A 16,076-nucleotide genomic window follows, 5' to 3' on the forward strand; every position below is an offset into this window, starting at 1 on the left:
TTTACGGACGGGTAGATTGCAGAGATAGTTGGCCGTGATTCCGATGATGTGAAGAGCGACAGGCATATTTCGGCCCGCTTGCTTTTCCGCTCACTCGGCAAATATGATATCAGAGTACATGTGAGAATCATAGAAAGAAATCCCGCCTGGGCGACATGGGATAGAACTGCCGGGGCGGGATTTTTTGATGATTTTACGCTGCCACGGCTCCTAGGCCGCCACGGCAGAGCATGTCAGGTACAGATACCCCGCGTACACACACAGTAGCAGGATGCCCTGCCACTTCTGGAACTTCAGGAAGACCATGGCGGGGATCAGGGCGATGCAGCCTACCAAAAGACAGGCGGGAAGGTCATACCTTGCGGAGGTGGCCGCGATGGGAAGGGCTTTCCCGGACACCAGGGAGCACAGGGGCAGAATCAAAGTCAGGTCGATGATATTGGCCCCCAGGATATTGCCCACAGAGAGGGAGGACTGCTTCTTGATGATGGCGGTGATGGTGGTGACCAGTTCCGGCAGGGAGGTTCCCACAGCGATGATAGTCACGCCGATGACCCGCTCCGGCACACCTACCATGGCGGCCAGGGCGCTGCCATTGTCCACCAGCAGGTCCGCCCCCCATACGATGCCGATGGCGCCCACCATGAACCTCACCACGTTCACGGCCACTTCCTTTTTCCCTTCGATTTTCCTGCGTCCCGCCGCGTCTGCGCCGGCTTTCATGGAGCGCTTCGCGGAGCTCACGTTCTCACACAGGAAGATGCAGAAGATGGCAATCATGACCACAGCTATGGGGATGCCCAGCTGGCCGGATGCGCCGCACACTACAATCAGGATGGCGGCGGCCAGCATGAGAATCGACTTCATGAGATAATCCGCCCGCCTGATGACGCTGGGGATACAGATCACTGATATGGCCATAATCAGCCCGATGTTGGCGGTGACGCTGCCCACGGCATTGCCGATGGCCATGTCCACGCTGCCCTTTGCCGCAGCCATGACGGAGACCAGCATCTCCGGCAGGGTGGTGGCCAGGCTGACGATTGTGGCGCCCACAATCAGCTTGGGGATGCCGCTGACCTCCGCCATCCAGGAGGCGGCGTCCACGAAGAAGTCCCCGCCCTTTATGATGAATACGATGCCTACGAGAAACAAGAAGATTACCGTTGCCAATTCCATTTTTCCTACCCCTTTCTTTCGTTTTTTAAAACAGCGCCTGCTTTTCCTTACGAAGAAAAGACCCATGCATAGCGGCGAAAACTTCTGGCAGGGCAATCCCACCGTTTCCACAGCTATGTATGAGTCTCGTTATTTAAGACAAGCCAGACCTATAAGGCCGCGTTTGTTGACTTGCCACGCGAATCGCGCTGACTACTCCCTCATATAGGTATTTCCATCGTTCTGGATAGTGTAGCACAGGACAGGGTGGCTGTCAATACTCAATTTCATTTTCCTGCCAATTCAATCCACCGTAGGATTCCTCGGCGCAGGACACCCTGCTGCGGGAGCAGATGGTGGCGCTTTTGCCCCGGAGCGCCCTGACGATACTTGCGGCTCCCGGCAAGATGCTTTGAGGGATGTCATCCGGCTTACTGCTTGCTCCTGCGATACTCCGCCGGAGTCATGTCCTCCAATTTCTTGAAATGCACCAGAAAATTCCCATAATGCGCATACCCCACCTTGGCGGAGATGGCGTTCACGGGCAGCTCCGTATCCGCTAAAAGAAGCTTGGCCGCGTCGATCCGGTGCCTGGTCAGATACTGATAGGGAGATTCCCCGCAGGCATTCTTGAACTGGCGCAGGAAATAATACTTGGACAGGCAGCACTCCCTGGCCAGATCCTCCACGGTCAATGGGCTGGCATAGTTCTTGCGGATATACTCATAGGCAGGGGCCAGGATATCCGGATCCTCCGGCTGACCCGCGGGGGCGGGCTTGTACCGGCTTTCCAGCAGCATGTCTAACAGCTCCGTGATCAGCAGGGAATTTCTGGAGCAGGCCAGGAGCGGGGAGAGAGAATCGCTTTTCTGTAATATACGGAGGATTTCCATCAGCCTCTTCGGCTTTCCGGGATAGAGGCAGCAGAGCCTGTCCAGAAGATATGGCGCATAAAGCTGCACCCCGATGCCGGTAAACCGGACATAATAATAGCTCCAGGGTTCATCTGGAGACAGGGAGCCGCAGTCGCTGCATGCCCCGGCCTGAACCAGGCAACAGCTCTGAGGGGGAAGCTGCAGGGGATCGCAGTCCTGACGGATTTGCCCTGTCCCGGAGACAGTATAGAGAAAGGATATGGCCGGCGCGCTGCCCCGCTGCGGGCTATGGCTGCGGACATCCCTCACATAGTCGGCATCCAGCAGCTGAAATGGAAATTCGGCTGCCCGGGGGGGTAAAATTCAAAGCCTAGAGCGCGGTCGGCACTATAGGCAGGATTGTTTTTCGGCATCTTTCACCTCTATTGTATCTATAGCATCGCTCTTGTTGTATAAATATCTTTTCTTCATTATACTATTTCTGATGGACTAAGTCAAATTTCTTTTCCAAGATAACGCAAATCAGAAGTTTTTTGCAGAGAAAACACGAGTTTCCCTTGTCTGAAAACTTTTTCTGTGGACAATCCATTAAAATGGCAATAATGAATACCTAAAAGGCAATTATAATAATTGTATATTTCGACGAAATATACTATTCTTTTTTGCAAGATATCATAGTATTTGAGCAGCTTATTTTTGTGAAGTGCGTTATTTCTGATAAAATGCTATAAAGTAAAATAATATTACGTACACAGAGCAGGCAACATGGGGCCAATATCCCCAGGCATAGCCTCTGTCTCTGGGAAACATGGAGGGAACATGGCACAGACAAAGCGAAGAGAACGAGAAGCGGCACCCAAGAAGAAAAGCGTAATGAGGAACTGGCGGTTGTATGTGATGTGCGCGCCTGCAGTGATTTATTTCATCCTGTTCGCGTACAAGCCCATGTACGGCATCCTGATCGCGTTCAAGAACTTCAGCATGCGGAAAGGAATCATGGGCAGCCCGTGGGTGGGATTCGACAACTTTACGCGCCTGTTCACTTCCTACTGGTTCCCGGTCATCCTGAAGAACACTCTGACGCTGAGCATCCTGTCGCTGATACTGGGATTCCCGATTCCCATCATTCTGGCGCTTTTGCTGAACGAAGTAAAGAACGACCGGTTCAGGAAGACATTCCAGACCATATCCTATGCGCCTCACTTCATATCTGTGGTGGTCCTGTGCGGTATGGTGACATTGTTCGTGAGCCCCTCCTCGGGCATCATCAATAAATTCATCACCATGGCGGGGGGAGAGCCGGTGGCTTTCCTACAGGAGCCGGGTCTGTTCAAATGGGTCTATGTGCTCAGCGGCGTATGGCAGGAGATGGGCTGGGGCAGCATCATCTACTTCGCCACCCTTTCCGGTGTGGACAAGTCCCTGATTGAGGCCGCGGAGATGGACGGCGCTTCCAGGCTCCAGAAGATTTGGTACATCAATATGCCCGTGCTGGTCCCCACTATCATCGTGCTCCTGATATTGAACTGCGGGTCCCTCCTGGGCGTTGGCTATGAGAAAGTGTATCTGCTGCAGAATGCCACGAATGTCAGCGCATCGGAGGTCATTTCCACCTATGTGTACAAGGTAGGCCTGGAGCAGTCGGATTTCGCCTTTGGTACGGCGGCAGGATTGTTCAACTCTGTCGTCAACTCGATTATCCTGATCATCGCCAACACCATATCTAACCGGGCGACCCAGACCAGCCTGTTCTGAGGAAAGGAGTACATAGAATGATGAAGAGTCAAAGAGGTAGCATAAAAGTAAAAAGAGATACTAGCATAGGGGACAGAACTTTTGTCATCGTCATGTATGTGGTGCTGATTCTGCTGCTGATAGTGATGCTGTATCCTCTGATATTCGTAATCAGCGCGTCTTTCAGCAACCCCAAGGCAGTGGCTGGCGGCCGTATGATCCTCTGGCCGGTGGAGCCGTCTCTGGACGGATATAAATACCTGATGCAGTACACGGAGATATGGAGCGGCTACGCGAATACGTTTTTCTATACCATCGTGGGGACTGTCCTCAATCTGGCAGCGACACTGCCCTGTGCCTACGCCATGTCCAGAAGGGATTTAAAGGGCAGGCAGTTCCTGATGGTGTTCTTCATGATTACCATGTACTTCAGCGGCGGCCTGATTCCGGGCTACCTGAACGTGAAGCAGCTGGGGCTGCTGGATACAAGGACTGTGATACTGATCAATGGTCTGGTCTCCACCTACAACCTGATTGTCTGCCGCACGTTCTTCATGACCTCGATTCCCATGGAAATCCAGGAGGCGGCCATCATAGACGGGTGCGACGACTTCCAGATTTTCAACAAGATTGTCTTCCCGCTTTCCAAGGCCATCACCGTGGTCATGGCGCTGTATTACGGTGTGGGACGCTGGAATTCCTACTTCACGGAGATGATCTACCTGAAAGACAGAGGCAAATATCCCCTGCAGCTGTTCCTGCGGGAGATTCTGACCAAGAGCACTTTCGCCCAGACGGCCATGGCAGAGGGCAAGACATTCTCGGTGGAGGAGATGATGGCCCTGATCAAGCAGGCGGACACGGCGAACATGCTGAAGTATGGCATTATCGTGATTTCCACGGCACCCATGCTGCTGATATACCCGTTCCTGCAGAAGTATTTCGAGAAAGGCGTCATGATTGGTTCCGTCAAGGGTTGAGGGCCAGTCAGGAGACACATGCGACACAAGGATAATTGCATATCGATGGAATCAATGGATTCCGCAGTGAAATGCGTCGGGGAGGAAAGGCATTCCGGGATATGTATATTATAAATATTATACTAGGGAGGTATAAAGAATGAGAAAATGTTCTAAAAAGCTGCTTGCGATTCTGATGGCAGCGGCAATGACCTGCGGCCTGGCAGCATGCGGCGGCAGTGACGGTGGCAAAGAGTCTTCCAGCGCTCCCGCGGAGGAAAGCAAAGCGGAAGAGAGCAGCGATGCGGGAGAAGAAAGCGACAGCGGCGCTGAAGGGGAAAGCGGCGAAGAGAGCGGCGGAAGCGACAGCAGCGCGGCTTCGGCATATGGCCGCATCTCCGAGGAGGAGATTACGTTAAAGCTGGTAGGCCCTCAGCCTTCCGGATTGGAGGACTGGAAGAACCTGGCTGTAGTCGAAGAGTATGCCAGCCGTCTGGGCATCCGCCTGGATTGTGAGTTTTATCAGACCGATTGGGCGACACAGCGTACCCTGGTCATCGCGGACGACAGAGTGCCGGATTTGATTTGGGATGTGGGCGGTATCGGCGATGTGAACAAGTGGGGAGCAGATGGATATTTCCTGAACCTGAAAGACTATATCGACCTGATGCCCAACATGCAGAAGACTTTTGAGGAGTTTCCGGATCTGGAAGCGTTCGTCACCGCATCGGACGGCAGCATCTATGGACTGGCCGGTGTCAGAGTCGACCTGACAGACCGTCTGTCCAGGACCTATATCAACAGGAACTGGCTGGAGAATCTAAACCTGCAGGTCCCCGCCACTCTCGATGAACTGTACGATATGCTGAAGGCTTTCAAGGAACAGGATGCTAACGGCAACGGCGACCCGAATGACGAGGTTCCCATGCTCTATGGAGCGGGCTATGAGGCGGTGGAGAACGCAATCATGAACGGCTTCGGCATCAATATGGGCGGCGTGGGAAGCCCTGGTCTGCTTTGGGAGGCGGACGACAACGGTAAGGTATATCTGGTCAATACCTCGGATACATACAAGGAGTACCTGAGATACATGAATAAGCTGTTCTCAGAGGGGCTGATAGAGCAGGAGGCTTACACCCTCACTTCCGATGAGGTCACCAACAAAGCGCAGGCAGATGCATACGGCATGATGGGCTGCGGTTCCGCTCCTTTCGTCATGGCCAATAAGGGCATCGAGTATGATGCCAACTGGGTCGGCGTAGCCGGTCTGACCTCCGAGTTCCACAGCGAGAAGACAGCTCCTATGTCCAGCGCGGTGGAAAACGGCATCAAGATTGCAATAGGTGCAGATACCGAGTATCCGGAAGAGGCAGTGAAGTTCCTGGATTACTTCTATACCGAGGAAGGAAAGCTGGCTTCCAACAGGGGATATGAAGGCGTGACATTCGATTTCGTACATGACGAAGACCTGGACTTTGAGAATCCTCAGATGCGTTGCCCGGAGGGGTATGCTTCCGACGAGGAGTTCCGCTATAAGGGAGCAGTGTTCAATGGCACATTCAACCTGTATGAAGTGACGGCCGTAAGGGGCGCTCTGTTCGACGTTCCTGTGGATACTCTGCTGAAGGACAGCGTCATCGAGACCTACGGATGGGCAGCTTTGACAGCCTATGCGAACCGTCAGGATGGCATCGAATTCATCGATATGTATCCGCGCATCGCTTATACCACCGAGGAAGCGGACGCAAGGCTGACCTTGTACAACGATATAAACAACTACCTGAGCACCACCAAGGCACAGTTCTTCACCGGCGAATTGGATGTAGATGCCGACTGGGACAATTATGTCAGCACAGTGGAGCAGATGAGGCTGGCTGACCTGATGGCAATCGAGCAGGGCGCATATGACAGATATCTGTCTGTGGTTCAGTAAGGATTGTAAAGTTCTATAGATTTTGAGAATGGATACCGCATAGGGGAATCGCCATACAGGGCTGACTGTTCGTATGAAGCTTCTGTGTTCTGCGGAGGCTTCCCCTGTGCGGTTTTTCTGTCTTTCATTTTAGTAAAAAGAATGGACAAATCCATCCGGTTGGTGTAATCTGGTGAAAAGAGGATAAGGCAGTAAGACAATAAATGGAAAGGAAATGTGGAAGATGGTGTTTTCAAAGAAGTTCGTCAGCGAATGCAGGGAGCATTCCACCTACCTGAAGCATGTGGCGGCCCCGCTCTTTCGGAAGAGCTTTGCGCTGTCCGCCGCCGAAGCGGAAGGGGAGGTCGTGATCTGCGGATTGGGATTCTACGATTTGTTCGTAAACGGCAGGAAGATTACGAAAGGGTTCCTGGCCCCCTATATCTCCAACACGGATCATATCACCTACTATGACCGGTACGACATCGCAACCTGGCTGCGCCAGGGCGAGAATGTCATTGCCGTCATGCTGGGGGACGGGTTCCAGAACGGCAAGACGAAAGTATGGGACTTCATGGACAATGTGTTCAATTCCGCGCCGAAGCTTGCGCTGAGCGTGGCCCTTAAGGACGGAGAGGAAGAACTGGCCTTTGACGCGGAGGATTTCAGGTGCAGGAAAGGCCCTGTCCTGTTCAACGATTTAAGGTCAGGGGTATTTTATGACAGGCGGCAGGAGCCGGCAGGATGGACAGAGCCCGGATTTGCGGAGGATGGGACATGGCATGATCCGATACCCGCGGAGAGGCCCCGGGGAAAGGCCAGACTCTGCCAGGCAGACCCTGTGGCGATCACAAAGGAATTGGAGCCGGTGAAAATCTGTCCGGGAAAGATGGTGCCCTACGCTCCCAGGCCGGATGTCCGTGAGGGCCTGCTCGGTCAGGAGACTCCTGAGAAAGCGCCGGTCAGGACGGGCGGCTACATCTATGACTTCGGGGAGAACAATGCCGGCATTTTCCGGCTGAAGATTAAGGGGAAGCCCGGCCAGCGCATCGACATCCAATGCAGCGAGGAGCTGATGGACGGCGCGGTGGATTATAACAATATCAATTTTTATCCGGACGGTTATGCCCAGAGGGATATCTATGTGGTGGGAAGTGAAGAGGAAGAGGTTTTCGAGCCCATGTTCACCTATCACGGGTTCCGCTATCTGTATGTGTCCGGCATCACCCCGGAGCAGGCCACAGAGGGGCTTCTGACCTATCTGGTCATGAGTTCCAATCTGGAACAGCGTGGTTCTTTTGGCTGCTCGGATGAGACGGCCAACCGTATTTTCGAGATGTGCAGGCGCAGCGATTTGTCCAATTTCTACTATTTCCCCACGGACTGCCCTCATCGGGAAAAGAACGGATGGACAGGGGATGCCGCAGCCTCCGCGGAGCATATCATGATGAACCTGGGGGCGGAGGAGAGCTACAGGGAGTGGCTTCGCAATATCCGCCTTGCCATGGCTGAGGACGGAATGCTTCCGGGAATCGTGCCCACGGATACCTGGGGCTACGAATGGGGGAACGGGCCTGCCTGGGATCTTGCTTTATTTGAAATTCCCTACCGTATTTATCAATATAGAGGAGACGTGGAAATTATACGGGAAAATGCCCACGCCATGCTGCGTTATCTGGAGTATGCAGGCAGGCGGAGGGACGAGAAGGGCATCATTGCCATCGGACTGGGAGACTGGGTTCCGGTGGACCGGGGCAGCAGTGACTACGAGGTGCCTCTCGGCTTCACGGACAGCGTCATGGTATACGATATGTGCTGTCTGGGGCGGGAGATGTTCCGGGCCGTGGGATTGTCCATCCACGCGGCGTTTGCGGAGCAGCTGGGCAGGGAAATCAGGGAAGCTGTCCGCAAACAGTACATCGATTTCGGCACAATGATGGTAAAGAGTTCCTGCCAGAGCGGCCAGGCCATGGGGATTTACTATAATATCTTTGACAGCGGCGAGAAACCGGAGGCGTTCCGCAGGCTGATGGAGCTGGTGCGCAGGGACGGCGAAAAAGCCACATGCGGTTTCCTGGGGATGCGGGTTCTGTTCCATGTGCTCTCCGCCTTTGGAGAGTCAGAGCTGGCCTACCGGATGATCACAAGTAAGGAATATCCCTCTTATGGATATTTTGCGGAGCGGGGGGACACGACGATACCGGAGCATTTCCTGCCGGATGAGACAAGGCATAAGATTTCCCAGAACCATCACTTCCTTGCAGATGTGTCCCAGTGGTACATGCGTTATCCCGGAGGAATCAATGTGGTGAACAGCAGGAAAGTGTCCGTCCGGCCGAAATTCATCCAAAGTCTCTCTCACGTAAGAGCAAGCCACATCCTGCCGGACGGCGAGATGGCAGTGTCCTGGAGAAGAGAGGGGGAGAAGATTTTCCTGGAAGTCTCCTGCCCTGACAATGTGGCCTGTGAAATCGTGCTGGACAACGGATACCTGTTTGAGGAAAGGCGCTTGAACTGTCTGGAACAGGGGACAGGGCGTTATTGGATTGTCCCGGTTACGGTCGGATAATTTTCCTTACAAAGAATATTTTAAAGGGGCTGTCTTGGGACAGCCCCTGATTGCTTAGTATTCAGTTGTGTACACCGTGATGCCGCTGCTTTCCGGCAGGGTTTCCAGAATGGTGTTCTGTCCGCACCATACAGCCTGGAAATCGCTCAGAGATTCCAGGGGTTTTAAGCTGGTGACATTGTTGTCCGTGATGTCCAGGTACTGGAGTTTCGGCAGTTTCGCCACGAACTCGATGCTGTCGATTTCCGTGGATTCTATGTACAGCTCTGTCAGATTCGGGAAACAGTCGAACATATCATAGTGATCCGACAGCTTTACCTTGTCCCCATTGTTGTAGGTGGGATCGTAAAGGATGGAGATATCGTTCAGGGACAGGACTTCCAGCGTCTCGTTGGAAGGGAGGCTGGCAAAGTCCATGCCCACCTGGCAGTCGTCCAGATACAGATAGCGCAAAGTGGGGATGCCGAATATCTCCTCGATGTTTCCGAAGACAGATGTATCTTCCAAATCCAGCATCATCAGATTCGGCAGATGGGTCAGCGGCTCCAGGGAGCTGGTATAGGAGGAGAAATCATTGATGTAAAGGCTCTGGATTTCCTGCAGGGAGGCAATTACGTCCAGGGAATCCCCGCTGCAGTCCTCCAGGGAGAGATAGGTCAGGTTCACCGCATCCTTGATGGGAGCCACATCCCGCGCGCCTTTCAGGGACAGGTACTGGAGGTTCGTCAGGTTTTCAAAGGAGGGCATGATGCCGTTATAGTTCCCGCTCATCTCCAGGGCCAGTTTGTTCAGGAGCGTCAGATTGCCGATGACGGAATAGTCGGTGATGGAATAGGAGCCGTCCAGATACAGGTACAGATACTCTAACTGGGGGCATTCCGCCAGCGCGTCAACGTTGGATACCTGGGTGCTCTCTATGCTCAGGCTGTTCAGGGCAGGCATGTTTTTGATGAAATCAATGCTTTTCAGCTGATCGGACTCGATTGTCAGCTCCTCCAGATTGATCATGGACATCAGCGGGGAGAAGTCCGTCAGCCGGTCGCAGCCTGAGAGATTCAGGCCAAGCAGGTCAGGGGACTGGGTAAGGGCGGAGATATCCGTCAATCCCGCATAGTCCACTTTTAAGTACATGAGGTTGGGGAAATCCTCCAGGCCGTTTAGACTTGAGGCCAGGAAAGTGTCCGCCACGCCCAAATCCGTGATATATTCCGGATAAGGAACAATGTCGGCTATCTCATCGAGACTGTTCTCCGAATAAAGGCCGTAAAGGTTCTCCAGCCCTTTCAGATCGCCCTTTTCAAAGGAAGCATCGATGGAGACCCACTCCAGTCCGGTAAAGCAGGACAGGTCGGAAAGTTCCATTCCCTCGTCGGATTCATAGGAGGCTGACAGGGTATCGCCGTACCCCAGCTGATAGGTGATGCTCTTCTCATCCCGGTCGATCTGGATGGCAGTGAGGTTGGCGAACTCCTCGTCCGTGATGGTGTCGCAGGGCTTATCCCAGATATATTCGGCCACAGAACAGAAAAAGTCTGACTGGGGCAGTCTGTAATAGGAGCTGACATCTCCCCGGGTGGTCTGGCCGGACTCTTCCGATGCCTGGTCGGAGGCTTTCCGGGGCTGGCTGGAAGAAGCGCTTGCAACGCTTTCCGCAGATTCCCTCTCGGGGAGCATATGTGTGAGAGCGCCGGATTTTGCCAGTACGATGACCGCGAACAGTATCAGGCAGATGACGCCGGTAACGATGGATACCACGATTGCCACGGTGGGATTGTGCTCGGCAGGCTGCTTGGGGGCGGAGGAAACGGAGGGGCCGTTCCGCCAGGAAGTACTGGTCTGTCCCATGGTGCCGGTCTGCCTTGTGGGGGCGGACCGGGAGGTCGTCTGGTACTGGCTGCCTGTACTGCCCGCTGTGCCGGTGCTGCTTTGAGGGTATGGGCTGCCTCCTGTGGAGGTCTGCTGCGCCGCTCCCGAGAAACTGTCCTGTCCCTCGCTGCCTCTGATATAGTAGCCGCATTCCTTGCAGGTCATCCTGCCGTTTATCATTTTCAGTTTTGTGCCGCACATCGGGCACTTTGTCACTTCGTTTGCCATATGAAACCTCATTTCTGTGTTGTGATGTATCAGGCTTTCTTATATCTGCCAGTCACAGGCTTTTTCCAGAACAGCGCAGAAGCGCTCCAGCCCTTCTCTGTCAGCCTGTGTAAATCGTTCATACAGGGGGCTGTCGATATCCAGCACAGCCGTCAGCTTTCCGGCGTGGTGGATGGGGATGACGATTTCCGAATTGGAGGCGCCGTCGCAGGCGATATGCCCCGCGAAAGCGTGCACGTTAGGGACTACAAGCGTAGTTCCGTCTGCCGCCGCGCTGCCGCAGACGCCTTTTCCGAAGTCGATGCGGATGCAGGCAGGCTTGCCCTGGAAAGGCCCCAGGACCAGCTGGCCCTCCCGCACCAGGTAAAAGCCCGCCCAGTTGATATCCTTTAAGCTCATGTACAGCAGGGCGGAGGCATTGGCCAGATTGGCGATGGTGTCCCGCTCGGATGCTTGTATGGATGCCAGCTGTTCCAGAAGCAGGGAAAAATCGGTCTGGTATACTGTATTCATGATCGCTTCCTCCTCATGCCTCAACGGTGAGCTTCATCTGCATCTTCTCCGGCATCAGGCCGTCGTCCACCGCGAAGACGATGCGATGCTCTCCTTGCTGCTCTTTCGTGGGAGTCCACCGGAACCGCATGGCCCCGGCATCGAACTCCGCGCCCTCAGGGAGGTTCTCACAGGATGCCCTTAGGGAGGAAATCATGCCCTTTACGCTGTAGTTGGGGCGGAGCAGCTCATTGTATATTCCCGCGGTGGAGGCCTCGTCCGAGATGTCGCTGGCGGGGCTGCCCACGCTCAGGATCACCTGGAAGAGCTCTCCCGCCCGAACCTTCGCAGGGGCAACCGGGCGGATATAAGGACGGTACACTGTCAGGGGCAGCGGATAATTGTCGGTATCCACTTCGTAATGATAGCCCGTCTCCTGACAGGGCACTGTGGGCAGGGAATAAAGGCTGTCCGTGGGGGTGCCCGGCGCGGGAGCGGTGATTTCCACTTCCCTGACGCAGGCTTCTTTCTCATGTACTGCTCTGGGCGGGCAGTTCTCTTTGCCCTCCGAGAGCAGCAATGGCCTGTGGATTTCCAGCCCTGTGACACTGGTGGTGAAATAGGGCTGCTCCGGTACGTTCTCCGCGTTGGTATGGCGTCTGTAGTGGTCCGTTACGGTGGCGATAGGGGCCAGGTCTTTTGCACAGCAGGCCTCCAGGCCGTCCACACAGACATCCTTCACGTCGTCGAAGACACAGACATGCCTGCCGTCGGGAACTTTGCAGGAAAAACGGATATTGCGCAGGGTCAGGCCGTCCACATGTTTCGCGAAAAGGCCGTAGGCGGGCAGTATCCCCCAGTTGCTGGGCTCCGGATAAGCGTCCGGGAGTTCCGGCACATTGTAGGGATTGTCCCTCCAGCATTCTTTCTGTGCGTCCCAGTCCGCCCGGGGCAGGAGCCCCTCGCCCTTGGAGAAGAAGCTGTTCACCAGCCAGGGCAGGTTCTGGACGCGCTCCTTTGCGTGGAACTGGGAGAATTTCCATTCTGTGTTCAGCTGTCGCTGCTCCACGGCGTGTTCCATGGTCAGCCCGCCTCTGTACTCTACCGAGATGTTCTCCAGGACGATATTTTTCATATGAGAATCCGTCAATCCCATCAGCAGGACAGGATAGCGGGGATCCGCGTTGGTAATGGTCACATTTCTGATCAGCACATTGGCCACTGTGGCCAGGGCCGAACATCCGATGGCATTCGCATATAAGGGCAGGTCTTTCTCCTGCAGTTCTCTGGACAAATCTGCCACATAGGTGCCATGGGCTTCCGGGTGCTGGGTGTTGTTATTCTGGCGGGAGCTTCCCCGGCTGGAAGTGTTCTTCTGCGCGTAGCTTTCGGACTGCCAGACCTTGAGATAATAATGTCCGTCTATCTCTTCGTAATTGGCCGGATTGCATGTCACAGGCCTCTCCGGGTCTACGATTTCAAAGGAGGAATGTCCGTCCACGGTCACCGTTTTGGTTCTGTTATAATGAGGGGCGTAGCGTCTGGCGGGATAGCAGTGGTAGGCTCTCTCGTTGGGCAGCACCCAGTTCCTGTCGTCCAGGCGTACATTGGTATCCGCGGCCGGGTAGGCGGAGGAGGAGACATTTCCCGTCACGGGGAACCTGGCCCTGTCGCCGGCCCGCAGGAAAATAGGCGAACTGGACACATTGTCCAGGACGCAGTCCTCAAAGATGACATCTGTCAGGGAGGAGCAGTCCACGGATTCCATACAGAAGCCTCTGGACCTGTCGAATTTCACCCGCCTGATGGTCACCAGATGATAGCCGCAGGTGGCCTCCGTGCCGAACTTCACCCGCCCGGTGGGGCCGCAGCGGTCCAGGGCAATCAGCTTGTCCCTGGTATATTCCCCGGCATAGACACTGCCCGCGTCATAGCCGCATACGGTGCAGTCCTCTATCAGGACATTGGTCAGAGGCTTAAAGACACCGGCTCCGAAAGAAGCTTTCAGGCACAGGCCGTCATCGGTCAGCGAGTTGCAGATGGTGTTCCGTACCGTCACATTCTGGCAGCAGTCGATGTCAAAGGCGTCTCTCATGGTATCTAAGAGCACATGGTTCGCATACAGATTCTCGCATCCCTGGGCAATGATGGCGAAATGACCGCCGATGGTGACGGAGAAATCCTCCAGGACCACGTTCTCGCAGCGGACCAGAGCGATTCCTTTATTGCCGAACCACTCCTCCTGATGGCCTTTCGCCTCCCGGGATATGGGCTCCTGGGGGTCTCCGCCCTGCAGCACATACTCCAGGATGCCGCTCTCTTCATCGAAGCGGCCCCCGGTAATCAGGCCCTTGCCGTAAATCATGATATTCTCCAGATCGGCTCCGTAGATTAGGCTGTTGGAGAAATAGGAATGGCCGTGATCCTGCAGCCCGACGTAGAGATTTACCTCGGGTTCTCTGTAATTGCCTCCCTCTCCGGACTGTTTCTCATAGGAATGGGAGATATCCGTCCTTGCGGCGGCCAGCACGGATCCTTCCGAGAGATAGAGGTTGACATTGCTCTTGAGAAGGATGGTATAAAGATGGAAAGTCCCTTTCGGGACGACTACGGTGCCGCCCTCCCTTGCGGCTGCGGAAATCGCATTGTTGACAGCCTCGGTATTCAGGGCCGGGGCTGCGTCTTCTCTGGCACCGAAATCGGTGATGGGGAAATACTTGTGCTTCAGCAGGTTCTTAGGGCGGATAGAGGCGCCGGTGGCCTCTGGTATTGTGTAGGATGACATTTTTGCTGCTCCTTTGAAAGTTGAACCTTGTGGGTAGTTGTCTATGTTCAATTATAAAACTTTGATAATAGAATCTTATTTTTGATTCTATTATACTATATTTTTCAAAAAATACTAGTAAAATTGCAGAATATTAAATTCCTTATTGACATTTCTGTTTGACTGAGTTATTATCCAAAATAGTTTGAATATCAAATAACTTGAACGTCAAACAAGTTGAATTTCAAACTATTATACATAGTTTTGAAAACCATAAAAAGCAGAATGGAAAAGGAGAAAAAGACATGTTCGAGAAATTAAAGGAAGTCATTGAGGAGAAGCTGAACGCGGAGGGCACCGTCATCACGGAGGATACCAGTTTCAAGGATGATTTGGATGCGGATTCCCTGGATCTGTTCGAGCTGGTGATGGCCCTGGAGGATGAGTTCGACGTGGAGATTCCCTCCGAGGATCTGGAGAAGCTGGTCACGGTGAAGGATGTGATGGAGTATCTGGCGGCCAAGGGCATCGACATGTAGGGGAAGAGAATTCGGGGACAGGAAATGAAGACAAGGATAACAGAACTTCTGGGGGTGGAATATCCCCTGATTCAGGGAGGCATGGCCTGGGTGGCCGAGTGCCGTCTGGCCGCCGCGGTGTCGGAGGCGGGAGGCTTCGGCATCATCGGCGCCGGCGCGGCGCCGGCCCGGGTGGTGCGGGAGCAGATCAGGCAGTGCAGGGCCCTGACGGATAAGCCTTTCGGTGTGAACATCATGCTGATGAATCCGGAAGCGGACATAATCGCCGAGGTGGTGGCGCAGGAGAATATAAAGGCAGTGACCACCGGCGCGGGGAATCCGGGCAAGTACATGGCCGGATGGAAAGCTGCCGGGGTGAGAGTGATTCCCGTGGTGGCCAGCGTGGCCATGGCAAAAATGATGGAGCGTGCCGGGGCGGATGCCGTGGTTGCGGAGGGCATGGAGTCCGGCGGCCATATCGGCTCTGCCACCACCATGGCGCTGGTGCCCCAGGTGGCGGATGCGGTGGGCATTCCCGTCATCGCCGCCGGGGGAATCGGGGACGGCAGAGGATTTGCGGCAGCTTTTATGCTGGGCGCGGAGGCGGTGCAGATGGGCACCCGTTTCGTGGTGGCGAAGGAGTCCATCGCCCACGAGAACTATAAGAAGAAAATTATCGCCGCAAAGGATATCGACTCCCAGGTCACGGGCATGAGCCACGGGCATCCGGTGCGCCAGCTGCGCAATCAGATGACCAGGGAGTACCTGAAAAAGGAAAAGGCCGGGGCTCCGTTTGAAGAGCTGGAGCAGCTGACCGTGGGTGCGCTGCGCAGGGCCGTGATGGAGGGCGATACCGTAAACGGCACCCTGATGGCAGGCCAGATCGCGGGCCTGGTGGACAGGGAGCAAAGCTGCGCTGAAATCATCCAGGAAATCATGGAGCAGGCAGGGAAGCTTCTGGGATTTGACCGGATGTGAGAAGTTGGAAGAAAGGATTGGGA

Annotated in this window: 11 protein-coding genes; 6 read left to right on the forward strand and 5 right to left on the reverse strand. The window is 54.5% G+C overall.

Annotation, left to right across the window (positions count from 1 at the left end; genetic code table 11):
• Nucleotides 1-210 precede the first annotated feature (210 nt).
• Entirely contained in the window at nt 211-1,179 is a 969-nt protein-coding gene (locus NFS35_RS06310; protein WP_251206288.1) for a calcium/sodium antiporter, read from the reverse strand.
• 410 nt (nt 1,180-1,589) lie between these two features.
• Entirely contained in the window at nt 1,590-2,342 is a 753-nt protein-coding gene (locus NFS35_RS06315; RefSeq protein WP_251206289.1) for an AraC family transcriptional regulator, read from the reverse strand.
• Nucleotides 2,343-2,852: 510 nt separating this feature from the next.
• Here NFS35_RS06315 and NFS35_RS06320 point away from each other — a divergent pair.
• The 4 genes from NFS35_RS06320 to NFS35_RS06335 all read left to right on the forward strand — a co-directional run bounded on the left by NFS35_RS06320 (nt 2,853) and on the right by NFS35_RS06335 (nt 9,207).
• On the forward strand, nt 2,853-3,788 hold the full coding sequence (locus tag NFS35_RS06320; RefSeq protein WP_251206290.1) for an ABC transporter permease: 936 nt from the start codon (nt 2,853-2,855) through the stop codon (nt 3,786-3,788).
• A 17-nt stretch (nt 3,789-3,805) separates the two neighbouring features.
• A complete protein-coding gene (locus NFS35_RS06325; protein WP_330640056.1) occupies nt 3,806-4,747 on the forward strand; it encodes a carbohydrate ABC transporter permease in 942 nt (313 codons plus the stop codon).
• Between the two features lie 139 nt (nt 4,748-4,886).
• A complete protein-coding gene (locus tag NFS35_RS06330; protein WP_251206291.1) occupies nt 4,887-6,659 on the forward strand; it encodes an extracellular solute-binding protein in 1,773 nt (590 codons plus the stop codon).
• Nucleotides 6,660-6,882: 223 nt separating this feature from the next.
• The gene (locus tag NFS35_RS06335; protein ID WP_251206292.1) at nt 6,883-9,207 is read left to right on the forward strand and encodes an alpha-L-rhamnosidase; all 2,325 of its coding nucleotides are present in this window, start codon (nt 6,883-6,885) and stop codon (nt 9,205-9,207) included.
• A gap of 54 nt (nt 9,208-9,261) precedes the next feature.
• On the opposite strand, the gene NFS35_RS06340 is transcribed toward NFS35_RS06335, so the two are convergent.
• From NFS35_RS06340 to NFS35_RS06350, 3 genes are read right to left on the reverse strand one after another with little or no spacing between them, the layout of a single operon-like run.
• The gene (locus tag NFS35_RS06340; protein ID WP_251206293.1) at nt 9,262-11,301 is read right to left on the reverse strand and encodes a leucine-rich repeat domain-containing protein; all 2,040 of its coding nucleotides are present in this window, start codon (nt 11,299-11,301) and stop codon (nt 9,262-9,264) included.
• Nucleotides 11,302-11,340: 39 nt separating this feature from the next.
• Nucleotides 11,341-11,814, reverse strand: coding sequence for a GAF domain-containing protein (locus NFS35_RS06345; protein WP_251206294.1), 474 nt, complete (start codon nt 11,812-11,814; stop codon nt 11,341-11,343).
• Between the two features lie 13 nt (nt 11,815-11,827).
• On the reverse strand, nt 11,828-14,578 hold the full coding sequence (locus NFS35_RS06350; protein ID WP_251206295.1) for a glycoside hydrolase family 28 protein: 2,751 nt from the start codon (nt 14,576-14,578) through the stop codon (nt 11,828-11,830).
• A gap of 284 nt (nt 14,579-14,862) precedes the next feature.
• On the opposite strand from NFS35_RS06350, the gene acpP reads away from it, so the two are divergent.
• Nucleotides 14,863-15,096 (forward strand): acyl carrier protein, encoded by a 234-nt coding sequence (gene acpP, locus NFS35_RS06355; protein WP_251206296.1) that lies wholly within the window; start codon nt 14,863-14,865, stop codon nt 15,094-15,096.
• A 24-nt stretch (nt 15,097-15,120) separates the two neighbouring features.
• A complete protein-coding gene (gene fabK, locus NFS35_RS06360; protein ID WP_251206297.1) occupies nt 15,121-16,053 on the forward strand; it encodes an enoyl-[acyl-carrier-protein] reductase FabK in 933 nt (310 codons plus the stop codon).
• Nucleotides 16,054-16,076 lie beyond the last annotated feature (23 nt).

Origin of the sequence: Acetatifactor aquisgranensis (genome assembly GCF_943193215.1) — a bacterium.
GTDB lineage: Bacteria > Bacillota > Clostridia > Lachnospirales > Lachnospiraceae > Acetatifactor > Acetatifactor aquisgranensis.